This window comes from Nocardia sp. NPDC056000, from assembly GCF_042269265.1.
Taxonomy (GTDB): Bacteria; Actinomycetota; Actinomycetes; order Mycobacteriales; family Mycobacteriaceae; genus Nocardia.
Genome location: NZ_JBHJXS010000010.1, coordinates 84,126 through 103,568, shown reverse-complemented (window position 1 = coordinate 103,568; position 19,443 = coordinate 84,126). Strand labels below are relative to the sequence as shown.

General features: G+C 66.4%; 18 protein-coding genes and 1 tRNA gene. 13 read left to right on the top strand and 6 right to left on the bottom strand.

Annotated elements, in window-relative coordinates:
• Window position 1 precedes the first annotated feature (1 nt).
• From ACFC4D_RS27980 to ACFC4D_RS27965, 4 genes are all read left to right on the top strand, one after another.
• Window positions 2–75, top strand: a tRNA-Asp gene (locus ACFC4D_RS27980).
• A gap of 150 nt (window positions 76–225) precedes the next feature.
• On the top strand, window positions 226–1,890 hold the full coding sequence (locus tag ACFC4D_RS27975) for a GMC oxidoreductase (protein ID WP_376067916.1): 1,665 nt from the start codon (window positions 226–228) through the stop codon (window positions 1,888–1,890).
• A gap of 60 nt (window positions 1,891–1,950) precedes the next feature.
• The gene (gene pruA / locus ACFC4D_RS27970; RefSeq protein WP_376067914.1) at window positions 1,951–3,585 is read left to right on the top strand and encodes an L-glutamate gamma-semialdehyde dehydrogenase; all 1,635 of its coding nucleotides are present in this window, start codon (window positions 1,951–1,953) and stop codon (window positions 3,583–3,585) included.
• Window positions 3,585–4,535, top strand: a complete 951-nt coding sequence (locus ACFC4D_RS27965) for a proline dehydrogenase family protein (RefSeq protein WP_376067912.1) — start codon at window positions 3,585–3,587, stop codon at window positions 4,533–4,535. Before pruA ends, ACFC4D_RS27965 begins: the two co-directional genes overlap by 1 nt.
• Before the next feature lie 22 nt (window positions 4,536–4,557).
• Here the strand turns inward: ACFC4D_RS27965 and ACFC4D_RS27960 are convergent, their stop codons facing one another.
• Entirely contained in the window at window positions 4,558–5,442 is an 885-nt protein-coding gene (locus tag ACFC4D_RS27960; protein WP_375965534.1) for an oxygenase MpaB family protein, read from the bottom strand.
• Window positions 5,443–5,588: 146 nt separating this feature from the next.
• Here ACFC4D_RS27960 and ACFC4D_RS27955 point away from each other — a divergent pair, with 146 nt between their 5' ends.
• Window positions 5,589–6,221, top strand: coding sequence for a TetR/AcrR family transcriptional regulator (locus tag ACFC4D_RS27955; protein WP_375965536.1), 633 nt, complete (start codon window positions 5,589–5,591; stop codon window positions 6,219–6,221).
• A 13-nt stretch (window positions 6,222–6,234) separates the two neighbouring features.
• Here the strand turns inward: ACFC4D_RS27955 and ACFC4D_RS27950 are convergent, their stop codons facing one another.
• A complete protein-coding gene (locus ACFC4D_RS27950) occupies window positions 6,235–7,092 on the bottom strand; it encodes an oxygenase MpaB family protein (protein WP_376067910.1) in 858 nt (285 codons plus the stop codon).
• 149 nt (window positions 7,093–7,241) lie between these two features.
• Between ACFC4D_RS27950 and ACFC4D_RS27945 the strand changes: the two genes are divergently transcribed.
• Entirely contained in the window at window positions 7,242–8,669 is a 1,428-nt protein-coding gene (locus tag ACFC4D_RS27945) for an acyl-CoA synthetase (protein WP_376067908.1), read from the top strand.
• A 64-nt stretch (window positions 8,670–8,733) separates the two neighbouring features.
• Entirely contained in the window at window positions 8,734–9,105 is a 372-nt protein-coding gene (locus ACFC4D_RS27940) for a PPOX class F420-dependent oxidoreductase (protein ID WP_375965545.1), read from the top strand.
• 23 nt (window positions 9,106–9,128) lie between these two features.
• Here ACFC4D_RS27940 and dapD read toward each other — a convergent pair whose 3' ends face one another.
• On the bottom strand, window positions 9,129–10,085 hold the full coding sequence (gene dapD, locus ACFC4D_RS27935; RefSeq protein WP_375965548.1) for a 2,3,4,5-tetrahydropyridine-2,6-dicarboxylate N-succinyltransferase: 957 nt from the start codon (window positions 10,083–10,085) through the stop codon (window positions 9,129–9,131).
• Between the two features lie 107 nt (window positions 10,086–10,192).
• Between dapD and dapE the strand changes: the two genes are divergently transcribed.
• From dapE to ACFC4D_RS27905, 6 genes are all read left to right on the top strand, one after another.
• Window positions 10,193–11,296 (top strand): succinyl-diaminopimelate desuccinylase, encoded by a 1,104-nt coding sequence (dapE, locus tag ACFC4D_RS27930; RefSeq protein WP_376067906.1) that lies wholly within the window; start codon window positions 10,193–10,195, stop codon window positions 11,294–11,296.
• A gap of 66 nt (window positions 11,297–11,362) precedes the next feature.
• On the top strand, window positions 11,363–12,157 hold the full coding sequence (locus tag ACFC4D_RS27925; RefSeq protein ID WP_375965553.1) for a TIGR00730 family Rossman fold protein: 795 nt from the start codon (window positions 11,363–11,365) through the stop codon (window positions 12,155–12,157).
• The gene (locus ACFC4D_RS27920) at window positions 12,151–12,702 is read left to right on the top strand and encodes a TIGR00730 family Rossman fold protein (RefSeq protein ID WP_376067904.1); all 552 of its coding nucleotides are present in this window, start codon (window positions 12,151–12,153) and stop codon (window positions 12,700–12,702) included. Before ACFC4D_RS27925 ends, ACFC4D_RS27920 begins: the two co-directional genes overlap by 7 nt.
• 166 nt (window positions 12,703–12,868) lie before the next feature.
• Complete coding sequence (locus tag ACFC4D_RS27915; protein WP_376067902.1) at window positions 12,869–14,638, top strand: long-chain-acyl-CoA synthetase; 1,770 nt, start codon at window positions 12,869–12,871, stop codon at window positions 14,636–14,638.
• A 71-nt stretch (window positions 14,639–14,709) separates the two neighbouring features.
• Window positions 14,710–15,582: a dihydropteroate synthase gene (gene folP / locus ACFC4D_RS27910; protein ID WP_375965560.1), complete on the top strand. Its 873-nt coding sequence runs from the start codon at window positions 14,710–14,712 to the stop codon at window positions 15,580–15,582.
• On the top strand, window positions 15,579–16,508 hold the full coding sequence (locus ACFC4D_RS27905) for a glucosyl-3-phosphoglycerate synthase (protein WP_375965562.1): 930 nt from the start codon (window positions 15,579–15,581) through the stop codon (window positions 16,506–16,508). The genes folP and ACFC4D_RS27905 overlap by 4 nt, the downstream gene beginning before the upstream one ends.
• Before the next feature lie 36 nt (window positions 16,509–16,544).
• On the opposite strand, the gene ACFC4D_RS27900 is transcribed toward ACFC4D_RS27905, so the two are convergent.
• The 3 genes from ACFC4D_RS27900 to ACFC4D_RS27890 are packed head-to-tail and all read right to left on the bottom strand — an operon-like array spanning window position 16,545 to window position 19,443.
• On the bottom strand, window positions 16,545–17,381 hold the full coding sequence (locus ACFC4D_RS27900) for a hypothetical protein (protein ID WP_364640017.1): 837 nt from the start codon (window positions 17,379–17,381) through the stop codon (window positions 16,545–16,547).
• Window positions 17,382–17,439: 58 nt separating this feature from the next.
• Window positions 17,440–17,841 carry a Sec-independent protein translocase protein TatB gene (gene tatB / locus ACFC4D_RS27895; protein ID WP_364640014.1) on the bottom strand — a complete coding sequence of 134 codons (402 nt, stop codon included), beginning with the start codon at window positions 17,839–17,841 and terminating at the stop codon, window positions 17,440–17,442.
• 15 nt (window positions 17,842–17,856) lie between these two features.
• Complete coding sequence (locus ACFC4D_RS27890; protein WP_376067900.1) at window positions 17,857–19,443, bottom strand: S1C family serine protease; 1,587 nt, start codon at window positions 19,441–19,443, stop codon at window positions 17,857–17,859.

Sequence of the window (19,443 nt, the reverse complement as noted above, 5' to 3'; positions counted from 1 at the left end):
AGGCCCTGTGGCGCAGTTGGTTAGCGCGCCGCCCTGTCACGGCGGAGGTCGCGGGTTCGAGTCCCGTCAGGGTCGCACTTCCAAGGAAGGGCGTGAGCAGCAGCTCACGCCCTTCCTTTTTGCGTTGGGCCCCTTGCCTTCTGGTTGCCGGACTTTTTCCTGATTTGCCGAAAACTGACACACGGCTACTTCACAATCTCTATAACAGGTTCTCATCGAGTCTCGATGAGGAGTCTTTCAGTGCGTGGATCCATTTATGAAACCCCCGGTAAGAGTATCTACGGGAGTAACGTCACCCGTCGCGGTTTCCTAGCTGCAACAGGTGTCATTTTCGGGGCGGCGGTGCTGGCCCGACAGGTCCCCGCTCGAGCGTTGCCGACCAAGCAGCTCGCCGACGGCGACAAGGTGCCGGTGCTCGTCATCGGCTCCGGATACGGCGGCGCGGTCGCGGCGCTGCGACTGGCGCAGGCCGGGGTCGACGTGGCCATCGTGGAGATGGGCATGTCGTGGTCGCAGCCGGGCTCCGACGGCAAGATCTTCTGCAACATGCTCAAGCCGGACGGGCGGTCCTTCTGGCTGCGGACCGAGACCGATCAACCGGTCAACCACTTCATGGGCGCGCCCTACAACAAGTCCATCAACAGGTACACCGGCGTACTGGATTCCGAGCACTTCAGCGGGATTCGCGTGTACCAGGGCCGCGGCGTCGGCGGCGGCTCACTGGTCAACGGCGGTATGGCGGTGACGCCCAAACAGGAGAACTTCGCCAGCATCCTGCCCTCGGTGGACGTGGGCGAGATGTACAGCACCTACTACCCGCGCGCCAATACCGGCCTCGGCGTGAACAATATCGACCAGTCCTGGTTCGACAGTGCGGACTGCTATCAGTTCGCCCGCGTCGGCCGCAAACAGGCTGAGCGGTCCGGGTTTTCGTGGACCTTCGTGCCCAACGTCTACGACTTCAACTACATGAAGCAGGAGCAGGCCAAGACCGTCACCCGCTCCGCGCTCGACGGCGAGGTCATCTACGGCAACAACTACGGCAAGAAGTCCCTCGACAAGACCTATCTCGCCGCGGCCGTCGGCACCGGCAAGGTCGGCATCACGCCCATGCACATCGTCACCGCGGTATCGCCGACCGACGGCGGCTACAAGGTCGAGATGAAGCAGATCGACACCGGCGGCAATACGGTGGCCACCAAAGCCGTTGTGGCGCAGAAGGTCTTCTTCGCGGCCGGCAGTGTGGGCACCAGCAAACTGCTGGTCAGCATGAAGGCCACCGGCAAACTGCCCAACCTGCCCGATTCGGTCGGCACCGGCTGGGGCACCAACGGCAATGTCATGGTGGCCCGGCAGAATCAGGCCTGGGACGCCACCGGCAGCCTGCAATCCTGTATTCCGACCCTCGGCATCGACAACTGGGCCGATAGCGGTGGCCCGGCGTTCGCCGAGGTGTCACCGTTCCCGGCGGGGCTGGAGACCTTCGCGAGCCTGTATCTCGCGATCACCAAGAACCCCAATCGCGGCAAGTTCACCTACAACTCCGGAACCGGTGGGGTGGACCTGAACTGGCAGACCGCCTGGAACCAGCCGAGTATCGATGCGGCCAAACGCATTTTCGACAAGATCAACAAGAAGGAAGTCACGATCTATCGCACCGACCTGTTCGGGGCGACCAAGACCTGGGGCGACGACCTCACCTACCATCCGCTGGGCGGTTGCGTGCTCAACCAGAGCACCGACAACTACGGTCGCCTGACCTCGTACAAGGGGCTCTACGTCATCGACGGATCGCTCATCCCGGGTATGACGACGGTGAACCCGTTCGTGACGATTACTGCTCTCGCGGAACGCAATATCGAGAACATCATCGCCAACGACCTGAGCTAACCGGAGAATTTTCGGAGCGTCTCGCCCACGGCGGTGGTCTTGTTCGCGTTAGCCTGGGATATGGACGCTGTCACGGTTGTCCCTGCTCCCGCGAACGAACCGGTGCACACCTACGCACCCGGCTCTCGTGAACGCGCACTGCTGACGGGCAGGCTCGCCGAAATCTCCGCAGGATCTATCGATGTGCCGCTGGTGATCGGCGGCAAACACCAACCCGGCACCGGTGAACGTGCCGACATCGTGATGCCGCACCGGCATCGGCAGGTGCTCGGCACATTCACCGATACCACCCACGCGGAGGCGAGCGCGGCCGTCGATGCCGCGCACGCCGCCGCGCCCGCCTGGCGGGCACTGCCGTTCGAGGAACGCGCGGCCGTGCTACTGCGGGCGGCCGATCTGCTCGCCGGACCCTGGCGGGAAACCATCGCCGCCGCCACCATGCTGGGGCAGTCGAAAACGGTGCAGCAGGCCGAAATCGACGCACCCTGCGAACTCGTCGACTTCTGGCGCTTCAATGTGGCGTTCGCCCGGCAGATTCTGGCCGAACAGCCGCAATCCTCGGCGGGGGTGTGGAATCGGCTGGACTACCGGCCCCTGGAGGGGTTCGTATACGCCGTCACGCCCTTCAACTTCACCGCCATCGCCGGGAACCTGCCCACCGCACCGGCGCTGATGGGCAATACCGTGGTGTGGAAACCCTCACCGACGCAGACGCTTTCGGCGTACTACACGATGAAACTGCTGGAGGCGGCGGGCATGCCGCCCGGGGTGATCAATATGGTCACCGGCAATGGCGTGCGATTGTCCGAAGTGGCGCTGGCCGATCCGCGGCTCGCCGGAATCCACTTCACCGGTTCGACCGGAACCTTCCAATACCTGTGGCAGCAGGTCGGCGCGAATATCGGCCGGTATCACGGGTATCCGCGCATCGTGGGCGAGACCGGCGGCAAGGATTTCATCGTCGCGCACTCCTCCGCCGATCCGGATGCGCTGCGCATCGCCATGATTCGCGGCGCGTACGAGTATCAGGGGCAGAAGTGCTCGGCGGCCTCGCGCGCCTATATCGCGAAATCGGTGTGGCGGGAGATGGGGGAGGAGTTCCTGGCGCAGGTCGACGAGCTCACCTACGGCGATGTCGCGGATCTGTCGAATTTCGGTGGGGCCGTGATCGATCGGCGCTCCTATGACAAGAACGCCGCCGCCATCGCGCGCGCCCGGGACAAGGGGCTGGGCATCACCGGCGGCGGGTGCGACGACTCCGAGGGCTTCTTCATTCGCCCGACCGTACTGCTCAGTGATGACCCCGGTGACGAATCGTTCGCCACCGAGTACTTCGGGCCGATCCTGTCCGTGCACGTCTACGACGACAGCCGCCCGGACGCCTTCGCCGATATGCTCGCCACCGTCGACGCCACCTCGCCCTACGGACTCACCGGCGCGATCTTCGCCCGCGACCGCCAGGCCGTCGAACAGGCAACCACCGCACTGCGATTCGCGGCCGGGAACTTCTACATCAATGACAAGCCGACGGGTGCGGTGGTCGGGCAGCAGCCCTTCGGCGGCGCGCGCGCCTCGGGCACCGACGATAAGGCCGGGTCCTATCTCAACCTGCTGCGCTGGGTCGCGCCGCGCACCCTGAAGGAAACCTTCGTCGCCCCAACGGATTACCGCTACCCGCATATGGAGGAGGCGTAATGAACCCGCTCCGACCGGCAATCCTGGCCGCGGCCGATTCACCGCGACTGAAGAAGGCGGTGACCCGCACCCCGATCACCGCCGCGGTGGTGCGGCGCTTCGTGGCGGGGGAGACCCGCGCCGAACTCGCACCCGTGGTGCGCGCGCTGCTGGACAGCGGGCGCATGGTCAGCGTCGACTTCCTCGGCGAGTACACCACCGATCCGGCCATGGCCAATGCCGCCGTGGCCGAATACTTCTCGCTCATCGACGATCTCGCCGAACTGGATCGCGCGCCCGATACCGAGGTCCCGCCGGTGGAGGTGTCGGTGAAACTTTCCGCGCTCGGGCAATCGCTGGGCGTGGACGGTCCGGCCATCGCCGCCGAGAACCTGCACAAACTGTGTGCCAAGGCCGTGGAATCGCGGGTGTGGGTGACCGTGGACGCCGAGGATCACACCACCACCTTCGATACGCTCGCCACGGTCGAGCAGGCGCGCGCCGAATTCCCCTGGCTCGCGGTGGCCATGCAGACCTATCTGCGCACCGCCGAGGACAATTGCCGGGACGCGGCGGCCTCGGGAACGCGAGTTCGCCTGTGCAAGGGCGCATATCAGGAACCCGAGACCGTGGCGTATCAGAAGCGCGGTGAGGTCGACGCCTCCTATCTGCGCTGCCTCGACGTGCTCATGCGGGACGCCTGGCATCCCATGATCGCCACGCACGATCCGGCCATGGTGGAGGCGGCGCTGCGGCTGTCGGCCGAACATCGGCGCAGCCCAGGGGATTTCGAATTCCAGATGCTCTACGGCATTCGCGACGCCGAACAGCGCCGCCTGGTCGACGAGGGCCACGCCCTGCGCGTGTACATCCCCTACGGCACCCAGTGGTACGGCTACCTCATGCGCCGCCTCGCCGAACGCCCCGCCAACCTCGGCTTCTTCCTCCGCGCCCTCACCGAACGACGCTGAGTTCGATATGCCTGTGCCGCCGTCAGACCAATGGGCGGCCGAAGCGGCGGCGCAGGCGCATATCGGCGAGGTAGAAGTTGTAGGGGAAGAGGCGGAGCACCGTGGGCATGCGGGTCCAGACCGCGGAGATCAGGCGCAGGAAGCCGCCGAAGAAACGTTCGTCGCGGGCCGACCAGGTCATGCCCATCTCATCCCGAAGATGTTGCGGGAGTAGCGCGGTGACGATGAAGCGGTGCAGGCCGCCGAGCAGGAATTGCAGCGGGTAGGGGAGCATCTTCAGGTCGGTGAGCGCGTTGAAGTAGGCGCGGGTCGGCTCGTCGATGTGCTTGGTGGCCAGGTTCTCCTCCCAGTACGCGTAGAAGGCGTCGCGGGTCGGCGGCCACATCTCCGCGCGCATCTGCAGGGTGGTGCCCAGGCGCGCGCTGTACCGGTAGAACGCCTCGGCCACTTCGGGACTCATCGGGCCGCGCATGCGGTGGTAGAGGTCGTCCATGCCCCAGTACAGGCAGGCTGCCACCCACAGTTGGAGTTTGGGATCGAAGGCGTTGTACTTCACCGGACTGGTGGGCTTGGTGTGCACGGTGCGATGGGACTTGTTCACCGCTTCGCGATACGCGGCGCGATCATCGTCCTCGCCGAGCAGGGCGACGGCGATATAGGTGAGGGTGGTGCGCAGTCGTTTGATGGGCCGCACCATGACGCTGCCGCTGCGTACATCGCTCTCCATCACCCCGTACCCGACGGGTTTGAGCGAGAGTTGCATGATCACATTGGCGGCCCCGCCGAGGAAGGCGGCCAGCCCGTCGATGTGCTCGCGGACGGTGTCGGGAGTGAGTGGTTCGGTGCCGGGTGCGAATCCGTAGCCATCGGCCGGGTCGGGGAAGGGCTGGCGCAGCGGGGCGGTCATCGTTGACTCGACTCCTCGTCGTCGTTCCTCGTCGCTGAGGAGAGTGTGAGAAACTCTTGTCCTCACCTTCTCATCGAGGTGGGTCACTGTCAATGTGCGATGATTGGTGCCTCATCGTATCTTCGCGACTCGAAAGGGGCCGGACCATGGCCAAGCTGGCCAAACTCCTGCCGCTCGTGCGCGGATCCGCTCCCGAGGACAGTAATCAGGCCAAGGTGCTCGACGCCGCACTGGTCGCCTTCCTCGACTTCGGGATCAAACGCACCAGCATGGTCGAGGTCGCCCGGCGCGGCGGGCTCTCGCTGGCCACACTCTATCGGCGTTTCGCCGGCAAATCCGATCTGATCGAGGCGGTCGGGCTGCGCCTGGCCCGGCAGTTCATCGCCGACGCCGACGCCGCCGTGCACGCGGAGATCGAGCGCGATGCCAGCGCACAGGATCAGATCGTCGCGCTGTTCATCGCGTTCATCGAGGGATTGCGCGGCAATCAGCTGCTGGGCCGGTTGCTCAAGACCGAACCCGAGGTGGTGCTCCCGTTCCTCACGGTGCAGGGTGCGCCCGTCATCGAATTGGGCCGGGACTATCTGGCCGAGTTCATCACCCGGCTGCAATCCGAAGGCAAACTCCCGGAATACGATCCGCTACCGCTGGCGGAGATGGTCGCCCGCAACGCGCTGTCGCTGGCGCTGACCCCGCAGACGGTGATCCCGCTCGACGATGAGGCCGCACTCCGGCAGTTCGCCATCGATCACGTCCTGCCGGGCTTCCGGATTCAGTGAGCCGCAGCGGTTTTCACACCAGCGGCAGACCGAGCCTGCGGCGCAGTCGCATATCCAGCAGATAGACGTTGATCGGGAAGATCCGCACCGGCGTGGGCAGTAATTCCTCCGCCGTGCCGACCGTGCGCATGATCCGGGCCAGCAATCGATCCTGCCGCGGCGACCAGGTCATCCCCATTTCGTCCCGAAGATGTTGCGGCAGTAGGCCGGTCACGAAGAATCGATGAATTCCGCCGAAGGCCGATCGCACCGGCAGCGGCATCATCTTCAAATCGATGAGATCCTCGAAATAGGCGCGAATTCTCGGATCGATGGTGGTCGCCGCCAGGTTCTCATTCCAATACCGTTCGAACGCATCGCGATTCGCGGGCCACAGCTCCTCGCGCATTTGCAGCGTGGTGCCCAGCCGCGCCGAATACCGGTAGAACGCGTCGGCGTCGGCCGCGCTCATCGGGCCGTGCATTCGCTCGTAGAGATCGCGTGCGCCCCAATAGAGGCAGGCCGCCACCCACAGCTGCAATTTCGGATCGAAGGCGTTGTACTTCACCGGATTTCCGGGCCGGGACCGCACCTGCCGATGCGAGGTGTCGACCGCCGCGCGATAGGCCGCCCGATCAGCGTCGGTCCCCAGCAGCGCGACCGCCAGATAGGTGATGGTGGTCCGCAGCCGCTTGATGGGATGCACCATCACATTGCCGCTCTCCACCGGGGATTCCACCACCCCGTACCCCACCGGTGGATGCGCGAGTTGCATGATCACGTTCGCGGCACCGCCGAGCAGCCCGGCCGCCCCGTCGATGAATTGCCGGATATCGATATCGGGTTCGCCCGCCCGCCCGTAGTACGGCTGCGCGGCCATGGGTCTGGTCATCGTCGACCACATCCTCGGAAGTGAGAAGGTTGTACACAAACTGTCTTACCCACTCGCCCCACCTGTCAACCGACTTGCCACCATCGCGGCCGATTCGTGCCCGGCCCGGCGGTATCGGCCCGCACCCGGGGCTTCGGTAGCGTGAGCGGGTGTCTTATGGGTCGCCACTCCTGCTGAGGTCCTTGCATCCCGCCGCCGTCGCGGCCGGGGACGATATCCCCGATGCCGTCACCATCGCCGGGGTGAGCCTGTCGCGCAGTGATCTGCTCGGCGCGGCCACCTCCGTGGCCGAACGCATCGCACAGGCCCAACGGGTCGCGGTGCTCGCACGCCCCACCGTGAGCACGGTGCTGGCGGTGATCGGCTGCCTCATCGCGGGCGTCACCGTGGTGCCGGTCCCGCCGGACGCGGGCAGCGCCGAATTGGCGCACATCCTGGATGATTCGGGAGCGCAGGCGTGGCTCGGGGAAGCGCCCGAAGGCAGTGCGCTGCCGGTGGTTCCGGTGCGGGCGCACGCGCGGTCCTGGCATACCTATCCCGAACCCGCGCCCGGGGCGATCGCTTTCATTCTGTACACCTCCGGAACCACGGGAGCGCCCAAGGGTGTGATGCTGAGCCGTCGCGCCATCGCGGCCGGGTTGGACGCGCTCGCGCAGGCGTGGGGGTGGAAGTCGAATGACGTTCTCGTGCACGGGCTTCCGCTGTTCCACGTGCACGGGTTGATTCTCGGGCTGCTCGGGCCGTTGCGGGTCGGCAGCCCCGTGATCCACACCGGTAAGCCGACGCCCGAGGCGTATGCCGCCGCGCCGGGCACCATGTATTTCGGGGTGCCGACGGTGTGGTCGCGGATCGCCGAAGACGCCGTCGCCGCAAAGGAATTGGCGAAGGCCAGGATTCTGATCTCGGGGAGTGCGCCGCTGCCGGTGCCGGTGTTCGAGCGGTTGCGGGAACTGACCGGGCACGCGCCGCTGGAGCGGTACGGCATGAGCGAAACCATGATCACGCTGTCCACCCGGCCGGACGGGGAGCGGCGGCCGGGGTGGGTGGGCACGCCGGTGGCCGGGGTGCTGACGCGGTTGGTGGACGAGGCCGGGAACGTGCTGCCGCACGATGGGGAAAGCGTTGGCGGACTGCAGGTCCAGGGGCCGATGCTGTTCGACGGGTACCTGAACAAGCCGGAGGTGACCGCCGAGAACTGGACCGCGGACGGGTGGTTCAAGACCGGCGATGTCGCGGTCATCGACGCCGAGGGCATGCACCGGATCGTCGGCCGCGAATCGGTGGACCTGATCAAATCCGGCGGCTACCGAATCGGCGCGGGGGAGATCGAGACCTCGCTGCTCGGACATCCCGCCGTGGCGGAGACCGCGGTGATCGGCGTCCCCGACGACGACCTCGGCCAGCGCATCGTCGCCTATGTCGTACTGCGGGACGGTGCGGGGGATGCGGTGGCCCAGCAACTCATCGACCATGTGGCGGGCGAACTTTCGGCACATAAGCGCCCCCGCGAGGTGCGCGTGGTGGACGCGCTGCCGCGCAATGCCATGGGCAAGGTGCAGAAGAAACTGCTCGGCTGAACATCGCCCCGCCGGGACCGTGTCGCTTGACCTGAACCGCACTTCAGGTCATAACGTCGCGGACATGATCGCAACACTGACGCCCGCGCAGATCGAGTATCTGGGCAGCCAGCGCCTGGGCCGGCTCGCCACCATCCGGCCCGACGGGTCACCGCAGAACAATCCCGTCGGGTTCCGCTACAACGCGGACCTGGGCACCATCGATATCGCCGGCCACAATATGGGGGCGTCGCAGAAGTTCCGGAACCTCGCCAAGGAGGAACGGATCGCCTTCGTCGTCGACGATGTGCCCTCGGTCAACCCGTGGACCGTGCGGTGCCTCGAAATCCGCGGCACCGCACAGGCTTTGCGCGGCGTCGAAAGCTATATCCCCGGCGGCACGCCGGAGCTGATCCGCATCACCCCGGAGCGGATCATCGCCTTCGGCATCGAATAGCGGTCCAGCGGTTGGGGAGTGGGTCAGTCGTTGGCGTGCAGTGCGGCATTCAGCTCGATGCCGGTGCCCTTGCGCGCCACCGCTTCCACCGTGCCGGTCACCGAATTCCGGCGGAACAGCAGATTGTCCTTACCGCTCAACTCGGCCGCCTTGATGACCGCGCCGTCCGGCAGCGTCACCTTGGTGCCCGCGGTGACATACAGCCCGGCCTCGACCACGCAGTCATTGCCGAGCGAGATGCCCAGACCCGAGTTCGCGCCGAGCAGGCAGCGCTCACCGAGCGAGATGACCTGCTTACCGCCACCGGACAGGGTGCCCATGATGGACGCGCCGCCACCCACATCGGAGCCGTCGCCGACCACGACGCCACCCGAAATGCGGCCCTCCACCATGGAATTGCCGAGCGTGCCGGCATTGAAGTTCACGAAACCCTCGTGCATGACCGTGGTGCCCGAGGCCAGATGCGCGCCCAGGCGCACCCGATCGGCGTCGGCGATGCGCACACCCGACGGCGCGACGTAATCCACCATGCGCGGGAACTTGTCGATGCCGTACACGGTGACCGGGCCGCGCGAGCGCAGCTTCAGGCGGGTCAGCTCGAACTCCTCCACCGAGCACGGGCCGTAATTGGTCCACACCACATTGGCGAGCAGGCCGAAGACGCCGTCCAGATTCAGGCCGTGCGGCTTCACCAGGCGATGCGAGAGCAGTTGCAGGCGCAGGTAGACATCGTGCGTATCGACCGGCGCGGCATCGAGATCGGCGATGCTGGTGCGCACCACGACCGTCTCGACGCGGCGGGCCTCGTCGACGCCCGCGGCGTCGGCGAACTTGGCGTATTCGATATCGGAGGCGTCCAGGCGCTTGGTGCCGGTATCGGCGACCGTGCCCAGCTCCGGATACGGGTACCAGGTGTCCAGCACCGTGCCGTTGGCGGTGATGGTGGCGAGGCCGACTGCTACTGCTCCCTGAGTGCTCACGTCGGTAAAGATTACCGGCCGCGAATTTTGCCCCGAATGGTGGCTTTTTGTGCCACGGCCGCCGCCATACCGGGAGCGGAGATTACACCTCCTTTAAGGTGGAAGGGGTGACCATCGATCTGAGCGCCGACCCGATCAACCTCGCTGCCGCTCTGGTGGACATTCCCAGCGTTTCCAAGGACGAGACCCGCATCGCCGATATCGTCGAAAAAGCCCTGCGCGAGCAGACCACCGGCTTCGAAATCCTGCGGCACGGCAATACCGTGCTGGCGCGCACCAATCGCGGTCTGGCCACCCGGGTCATCCTCGCCGGACATCTGGACACCGTGCCCATCGCCGACAATGTGCCCAGCCGCTTCGAGGTCACCGCGACCGGCGAACGGCGGCTGTGGGGCTGCGGCACCGTGGATATGAAATCCGGTGACGCGGTCTTCCTGCACCTGGCCGCCACCGTCGCCGAACCGGTGCACGATCTGACCCTCATCTTCTACGACTGCGAGGAGATCGCCGCCGAGTTCAACGGGCTCGGCCGCATCGAACGCGAACTACCCGAATGGCTGGAGGGCGACCTCGCCGTACTGGGTGAGCCGTCCGGCGGCTGGATCGAAGCGGGATGCCAAGGGACGCTGCGGGTTCGGCTCACCACCTCCGGCGTGCGCGCGCACACCGCGCGAGCGTGGCTGGGCGACAACGCCATTCACCGGCTCGCGCCGATCCTGGAGCGGCTGGCGAATTATCGAGCGCGCGAAGTGGATATCGACGGCTGCGTCTACCGCGAGGGCCTGTCCGCCGTGCGCGTCTCCGGCGGCGTCGCGGGCAATGTGGTCCCCGATGTGGCCGAGGTCGACGTGAACTTCCGCTTCGCCCCCGACCGCACCCTGGACGAGGCGACCGAGCATGTGCGCGAGGTCTTCTCGGGCCTGGACCTGGGCTTCGAGCGCACCGACGGCGCTCCCGGCGCGCTACCCGGCCTGACCGCCCCCGCCGCCAAGGACCTCATCGAGATCGTGCACCTGCACGGCAGCGGCGGCGTCCGCGCCAAATACGGCTGGACCGACGTCTCCCGCTTCGCCGCCCGCGGCATCCCGGCCGTCAACTTCGGTCCCGGCGACCCCAACCTCGCCCACAAACGCGACGAACACCTCCCCGTCGACCAGATCACCCAGGTCACCTCCATGCTCCGCAGCTACCTCCTGGGCGATAAGGCCTGACGGCTCGCAGCGGCGTCGGCCGCCGCAGCGAAGCGGAGGCAAACCCAACCCAGTACGGTGGCTGGCATGTCTGCTGAGGCTGAAATCCCGGGTTCGAAGAGTCCACGGTTTCGTGGGCCGATAATGCTGCGCCGGGATCGCAAGGTCGGGATCGGGACCACCGATCAGCATCTGCTGGATGAGCGGGGACCGGCGGATTGGGTGCATACCGATCCGTGGCGGGTGCTGCGCATTCAGGCCGAATTCGTCGAGGGCTTCGGGGCTTTGGCGGAGGTGCCGCGCGCGGTGGCCGTATTCGGATCGGCGCGCACCGCGCCGGAATCGCCGGAGTATCAGGCGGGCATCGCGATCGGCGGGGCGCTGGCGCGGGCCGGGTTCGCGGTGATCACCGGTGGCGGGCCCGGGGCCATGGAGGCCGCGAATCGCGGTGCTTCCGAGGCGGGCGGCTATTCGATCGGGCTCGGGATCGAGCTGCCGTTCGAACAGCATCTCAACGAGTGGGTCGATCTCGGCATCAACTTCCGGTACTTCTTCGCGCGCAAGACCATGTTCGTGAAGTACGCGCAGGCGTTCGTCTGCCTGCCGGGCGGTTTCGGGACCCTGGACGAGCTGTTCGAGGCGCTCACGCTGGTGCAGACGCATAAGATCAATCAGTTCCCGATCATCCTGTTCGGCACCAAATACTGGTCGGGACTGGTGGATTGGCTGCGCGAGTCACTGCTCGGCTCGGCCAAGATCGCGCCCGGCGATATGAATCTGCTGCACGTCACCGACAGTGTGGACGAGGTGGTGCGCCTGGTGCTCGCGGCCGCCGAACAGCGCGCCGAAATGGATGCCGCGGCACAGGGAGATCAGTGGTGAGCGATTCGTATTCGGTCTGCGTGTACTGCTCGGCGAGCATCGGCGATCCCGCCGCACTGGAATTGTCCCGCCGGGTGGGAGCCGAAATCGGCCGCCGCGGTTGGCAATTGGTGTCCGGCGGCGGCAATGTCTCGATGATGGGCGCGGTCGCGACCGCGGCGCGCGCGGCGGGCGCGAAAACCGTCGGCGTCATCCCCAAGAAGCTGGTGCACCGCGAAATGGCGGATGTGGACTCGGACGAACTCATCGTCACCGATTCCATGCGCGAGCGGAAGCAGGTCATGGACGAGCGCGCCGACGCCTTCCTGACCCTGCCCGGCGGCATCGGCACCCTGGAGGAGTTCTTCGAAACCTGGACCGGGGCCTACCTGGGCATGCACGACAAGCCCGTGGTGGTGCTGGATCCGGACGGGCACTATCGCGGGCTGTTCGCCTGGCTGGAGGAATTGCGCGAACGCGGTTACGCCGGGCGCGAGGCGATGGACCGGGTGATCGTGACCGGAGATCTGGCGGAGGCTTTCGAGGCGCTGCGCCCCGGGCGCTGAGTGCTGTGGAGCCCCGGGCTCCGACACCTGTTGAAGTTGACAGATTGCGCCGTCACGGGCGGTGCATCTGACAATTTTGTGCGGAACTATCGGGTTTCACTCGACAACGAAGGGTGTATCCGTCAGGGTGTGACCACGAGCACGACCCGGTGAGGAGCCCCGCGCAGTGAACAACGACGCCCGTTCGACGGTCAGCCTGGTGGATCTGGCGCGCAGCCTGCCCGGTATGGCGGTACAGCTGCCGGGCATGACCCGCAATGCCGTGCACATGCTGGTGAAATCCGATTCCAAGGCTTCCATCGGACTCTTCTTCCAGCGGGCCGCCGCCAAACACCCCGAGCGCGCCTTCCTGCGCTTCGAAGGCCGCGAATACCGTTGGGGTGAAGCCAATTCCGAGGTGAACCGGTACGCGAGCGTATTGGCCTCGCACGGCGTCAAGCGCGGCGATGTGGTCGGGGTCCTGATGACCAACCGGCCCGAGGCGCTGTTCACCGTGCTGGCCGTGGTGAAACTCGGTGCCACGGCCGGACTCCTGAACCACAATCAGCGAGATGCCGTGCTGCAGCACAGCTTCGGACTGTTGAACTCGGTGCTGGACGTGATCGGCGAGGAATGCGCCGAGGCCCTGGACACGCTCACCGAACTGCGCCCCGCGGTGCTCTGGTCCAAGGATCTGGAGGCCGCCGCCCGCACCGCCGACGCCGCGAATCCCGCTGTCTGCGAACAGATTCTGGCCAAGGAACGCGCCTACCTGATCTTCACCTCCGGCACCACCGGCCTGCCCAAGGCCAGCGTCATGACCCATATGCGCTGGACCAAGTCCATGGCCGGGGTCGGCGGTCTGGGCGTGCGCCTGGACGGCGGCGACACCCTGTACTGCTGCCTGCCGCTCTATCACAACAACGCCCTCACCGTAGCGCTGTCCTCGGTGGTCGCGGGCGGCGCGACACTCGCACTGGGACGCAAGTTCTCGGCCTCCCGCTTCTGGGAGGAGGCCATCGCCAATCAGGCCACGGCCTTCATCTACATCGGCGAACTCTGCCGCTATCTGCTCAATCAGCCCGCCCGCCGCACCGATCGGCAGCATCGGGTCCGGCTGGCGGTCGGCAACGGCCTGCGCCCGGAGATCTGGGACGAATTCCGGGATCGCTTCGGTATCAAGCGGATTGTCGAGTTCTACGGCGCGAGCGAGGGCAATGTCGCCTTCATCAACGCGTTCAGCCTTTCGCGCACAGCGGGTTTCACCCCACTGCCGTTCGCGGTCGTCGAATACGACGATGCCACCGGCAAGGCCAAGCGCGGCCCGGACGGCAAACTGCGCCGCATCGGCGCGGGCGGGGTCGGCCTGCTGCTGGCCAAGGTCACCACCAGTTCCCCCTTCGACGGCTATACCGACAGTGCCGCAACCGAATCCAAGCTGGTGCGGGACGGTTTCACCGCCGGTGACTGCTGGTTCGACACCGGCGATCTGGTGCGCAATCAGGGCTGGGGTCATATCGCCTTCGTGGACCGGCTCGGCGACACCTTCCGCTGGAAGGGTGAGAATGTGGCGACCACCGAGGTGGAGGGCGCGTTCGACGGTATCGACGCGGTGCTCCAGGCCGTCGTCTACGGCGTGGATATCCCGGGCGCGGACGGCAAGGCGGGCATGGCCGCGATCACCCTCGCCGAGGGCGCGACCTTCGACGGTAAGGTCGCCGCGAAGACCCTCTACGACCGCCTACCCACTTACGCTGTGCCCCTTGTCATTCGAGTGGTTCCGGAACTGGAGCAGACCTCGACCTTCAAGTCCCGCAAGGTGGAACTGCGCACCCAGGGGCTCGGCGCGGACGACATCAGCACGCTGTACGTGCTGACCGGGCGCGGTGACGGTTATGTCCCGATCTATCCGGAATACGCGGCCGAGGTGGCCGCGGGCAAACTTCCGCGCGGCTGAGGCCCGGGCGGCGGCCGGAATCCGGTCGGCTGCCCAGCATCAGCTGGACACGTGTCGGTACAGTCGAGGGCATGTGTGCGCCGTTGCCGACATTGTGCGGAAAGCCGGTGGCGACGGATCGGGCGCTGGTGATGGCGATCGTGAACCGGACGCCGGACTCGTTCTATGACCGGGGTGCGACCTTCTCCGATGAGGCGGCCATGGCCGCGGTCACCCGGGCGGTGGACGAGGGCGCCGATCTCGTCGATATCGGCGGAGTGAAGGCCGGACCCGGTAGCGATGTGGATGCCGCCGAGGAGGCGCGCCGGGTGGTGCCGTTCGTCGCCGCTATCCGGCAGCGATTTCCCGAGCTGCTGATCAGTATCGACACCTGGCGGGCCGAGGTCGCGCGGGCCGCCGTGCACGCGGGCGCGGATCTGATCAACGACACCTGGTCCGGGGCCGACCCGGGACTGGTCGAGGTCGCCGCCGAGTTGAACGCCGGAATTGTGTGCAGTCACACCGGCGGAGCCATTCCGCGGACCCGTCCGCATCGGGTGCGCTATACCGATGTAGTGACCGAGGTCACCGAAACCGTTGTCGCGGCCGCCGAGAATGCGGTCGCGGCGGGAGTTTCCAAAGACTCGATATTGATAGACCCCACGCATGATTTCGGGAAAAACACGTATCACGGGCTCGATTTGTTGCGTTCTGTGGACGTTCTTGTGAATACCGGATGGCCGGTCTTGATGGCGCTGAGTAATAAGGATTTCATCGGAGAGACTCTTGGTGTCGAGCTATCCGAGCGATTGGAGGGCACATTGGCAGCGACTGCATGGTCGGCCGCGGCGGGTGCTCGAGTTTTCCGGGTACACGAAGTAGCGGCCACCCGACGCGTGGTGGACATGATCGCCGCGATCCAGGGCCTGCGCCCACCCGCCCGAACCCTGCGAGGTCTGGCATGAACAAGGTGACCGACTGGGTGACCAGCAATACCTGGGACCGCCCTGAATGGACCGTCGAGGAACTCGTGGCCGCCAAGGGCGACCGCACCGTCTCGGTGGTCCTGCCCGCACTCAACGAAGAAGCCACGGTCGCGACCGTGGTGGCCAGCATCCGGCCCCTGCTGGGCACGCTGGTGGACGAACTCGTCGTTCTGGACTCCGGTTCCACCGACGCCACCGCCGAGCTCGCACAGGCCGCCGGAGCGCGCGTGGTGACCCGCGAACAGGCCGTGCCCGAACTCGACCCGGTTCCGGGCAAGGGTGAGGTGCTGTGGCGCTCACTGGCCGTCACCTCCGGTGATCTGGTGGCGTTCGTGGACTCCGATCTCATCGACCCGGACCCGATGTTCGTGCCGAAACTGCTCGGGCCGCTGCTCACGGTCGACGGAATGCACCTGGTGAAGGCGTATTACCGGCGTCCGCTGCGGCAGGGCGCGAGCATCGACGACAACGGCGGCGGCCGCGTCACCGAACTGGTGGCCCGCCCACTGCTGTCGGCGCTGCGCCCGGCGCTGTCGAATGTCCTGCAGCCCTTGGGCGGTGAGTACGCGGGCACCCGCGAACTGCTCACCGCGGTGCCGTTCGCACCCGGCTACGGCGTGGAGATCGGGTTGCTGCTCGATACCCACGACATGCTCGGACTGTCCGCCATCGGGCAGGTGAATCTCGGTGTGCGCCAGCACCGCAACCGCCCGCTGTCCGAACTCGGGGTGATGAGCCGGCAGATCCTGGGCACCGTGCTCGGACGCGCCGGGGTCTCCGACTCGGGTGCCGCGCTGACCCAATTCCCGCTGATCAGTGGCGAATTCACGGCACGCTCCACGGATGTGTCGCTGGAGGATCGCCCGCCGATGAACACCCTGCGCCCGGAATGGGCTGCCGCGTAAGGATCCCGGCGTCCCGGTCGCGTCCGCGACCGGGACTCAGCGGTCGTGCCGGTAGATCGGGGTGAGCAGGTCCGCCTCGATCGGCTCACCGGTATTGCGGTCGTAGCGCACGCCCACCACCGCCGAGAACGGGTGGGTGGCCGCGCGCTCGTGCAGCGTCGCCAATCGTGTTGCCAGCAAACGGATCGCGCCCAGTGAGGCCGGGGGATGCAATCCGTCGATGACAAGGACCGTTCCCTTACCGTCCGGGCGGGGGAGCCGGGCCAGGTAGGCGATGTCGTACGGTTCGGTGCCGCCAGGGCGGTATACGCGCCGCGCGGCCCGATCCTCGATACCCCGGCGCACCCGGCCCGCACGCGCCACCGTGCGGCGCAGCCTGGGGTCCGCGGCGACGAGATAGCGCAAGCTGGGCGACAATTCGGGGCCGCCGAGCACGATCAGGCCGTCCCGATCCAGATCCAGCGGCCGCCCGGGCAGGAAGCGCTGCACCGCCGCGGTGAACCCGAGTTCGCGTAGCAGCTCCACCAGGCGATGCGGCGCGGCCGCGTCCGGTGCGCCCACCAGGGCGATGGCGCGCGTGGTGCTGCGCACGTCCGGGGTGAGAATCGTGAGCGGGCCGTGTCCGAAGAACAGGCCCTCCGGCACCGGGCCCTGCGTGCTCACCTGATGGATGCGGGCCCGGGAAAGTCCGGCGGCCGCACCGATTCTGGCGAACGTCCAGCCCTCGGCATGTAGTTCGCGGATTACGGCGCGGCGTATACGCGTGAGCTCATTGATCTGCTGTTGCGCCGCCGCCACGCCGTCGGTGGCGGCTTTGAGGCGCTCGACCTTGTCCTCGATCGCGAACACCCGTGCCACCTCGTCGGCTGACATGGAGGCAGTCTAGATACCTGAACAGCCCCATGCGTCTAGACCGCTTGACGAAGTTGCTCTAGGTGGCGTCCGGATCGACCGGCGGACGTTCGTTGCGCTCCAGCGGTTTCTGCGGTTTCGGCATGGAGTAATCCTCGAAACCGCTGCTCGCGGCCGTGACCGGCTTGTCGAAGTTTCCGGTCAGAAACGAATCGTCGCCATTGAGAAGATGTTTGGTGACCAGAGTCTTGGGATTCATACCGCGGAGTTCGTTCAACTGCTCCAGCGGTTTGCGGATCTCCTCGAACTCCGGCCCCAACTCGTCCTTGAGTTGCTGCGTCGCACCGCTCGCGTAGTCGCGAGCCTGCCGCAGCGCATTGGTTGTCCAGCGCACGGCGCCGGGCAACCGCTCCGGGCCGAGGATCACGAGGGCGGCGACGAGCAGAATAAGTAGCTCGCCCCAGCTGATATTGCTGAACACGGTACCTATTCTGCCTTAATCCGATTCCAGGGTTACCGGCACATCGACTTCGCGGCCGTCGCGAATGAGGCGCACATTCACCTTCTGGCCGATCTCATTCGACTGCACCGCGACCGTCAATTCCTCCGGGCCGGTCACATCGCGATCGCCGACCTTCACGATCACATCGCCCTCCACGATGCCCGCCTTGGCGGCCGGGCTACCGGCCTGCACATCGGCCACGGCCGCACCGCTCATCACGTCATTGGCGACGATTTTGGTCTTGGCGCTCACGCCCAGGCGGGGATGATGCACCGACCCGTCCCGGATCAGCGCCTGCGAAATCCGCTTCACCTGATCCACCGGAATCGCGAAGCCCAGACCCACCGAACCACCGCTCTCGGACTTGATAGCCGAGTTGATGCCGATCAGCCGACCCGTCATATCCACCAGCGCGCCACCGGAATTGCCGTGATTGATCGCGGCATCGGTCTGCACGGCGTCGAGCGTGGCATTGGTATCGGTGCCCTCGCCGCCCACCTTCACCGGGCGGTGCAGCGCCGAGACGATACCGGAGGTGACGGTCTTCTCCAGGCCCAGCGGCGAACCGATGGCCAGCACATCGTCGCCGACCTTCACATCGTTGGAATTGCCGAGCTGAATCACCGACAGGTTCTTCACATCGACTTTCAGCACCGCCAGATCGGATTTGATATCGCGGCCGACAATGCTGGTCGGCACCCGGGTGCCATCGGAGAACACCACTTGCAGTTGGGCTTTGCCGCTCTTGTCATTGGCGGCCAGTGAGATCACGTGATTATTGGTCACGATGTAGCCCGCGCCGTCGATCACCACACCCGAACCCGTGGAACCGGAATCGCCGACCCAGGCGCGCACGGTCACCATCGCGGGCATGACGGTGTCCACGACCTTGGAAATCTGGCCGTGCGCCACATTCGTCGAATCCGCGGACTGCAATGAGACTTTGCGCGAGGTCAGCGCCGATTCGGCGGTGAGCCGGCCGACCAGACCGCCCAGCAGACCGCTCATCAACCCGACGACCAGTGCGATCACGGCCAGAATGGCCAGCGCCGCGGGCGCGACCTTACCGCCGAACAGCACCTCCCTGGCACTGATCTGACGGCCCTGCGTCAGCGGCGGCGGCAGCGGGGTGCCCACGGCCGGAGTGCCAAGGCGGGCAGCGGAATTCGGATCCCGCCACGGATCGGCGGTCCCGGCCGCGGCGGTCGTCTCGGCCTTGGCCTCGGGATCGCGCTGCAGGAGCTCCTGTGAACCGGCGGGACGGCCGAACGCCTCGGCCAGCACCGCGTCCGGCGGCCGGTTCTGCACCTGCGGGCCGTCCGTGGCGGCGGCAGCGGCCGCGGCGGCGGCCGTGCGCGGTGAGAACGAGCCGTTCTGCCCACTCGGGCGGCGGAAGGCGCGTGCGGTATGCGTGTCGACATGCGGCCGCATTACCGGCCGCGGTCCCAGGACCGGTGCGTCCGACGGCCTCAGGTTCCCCCGATCGGCCGCCGAATCCGAAGCCTGCGCGGAATTCTGCAGGTTGTTCGCCGCGGGCCCGTCACCCGGAACCGGGCCCGTGTTCTTCGATTCGGTGGTCAC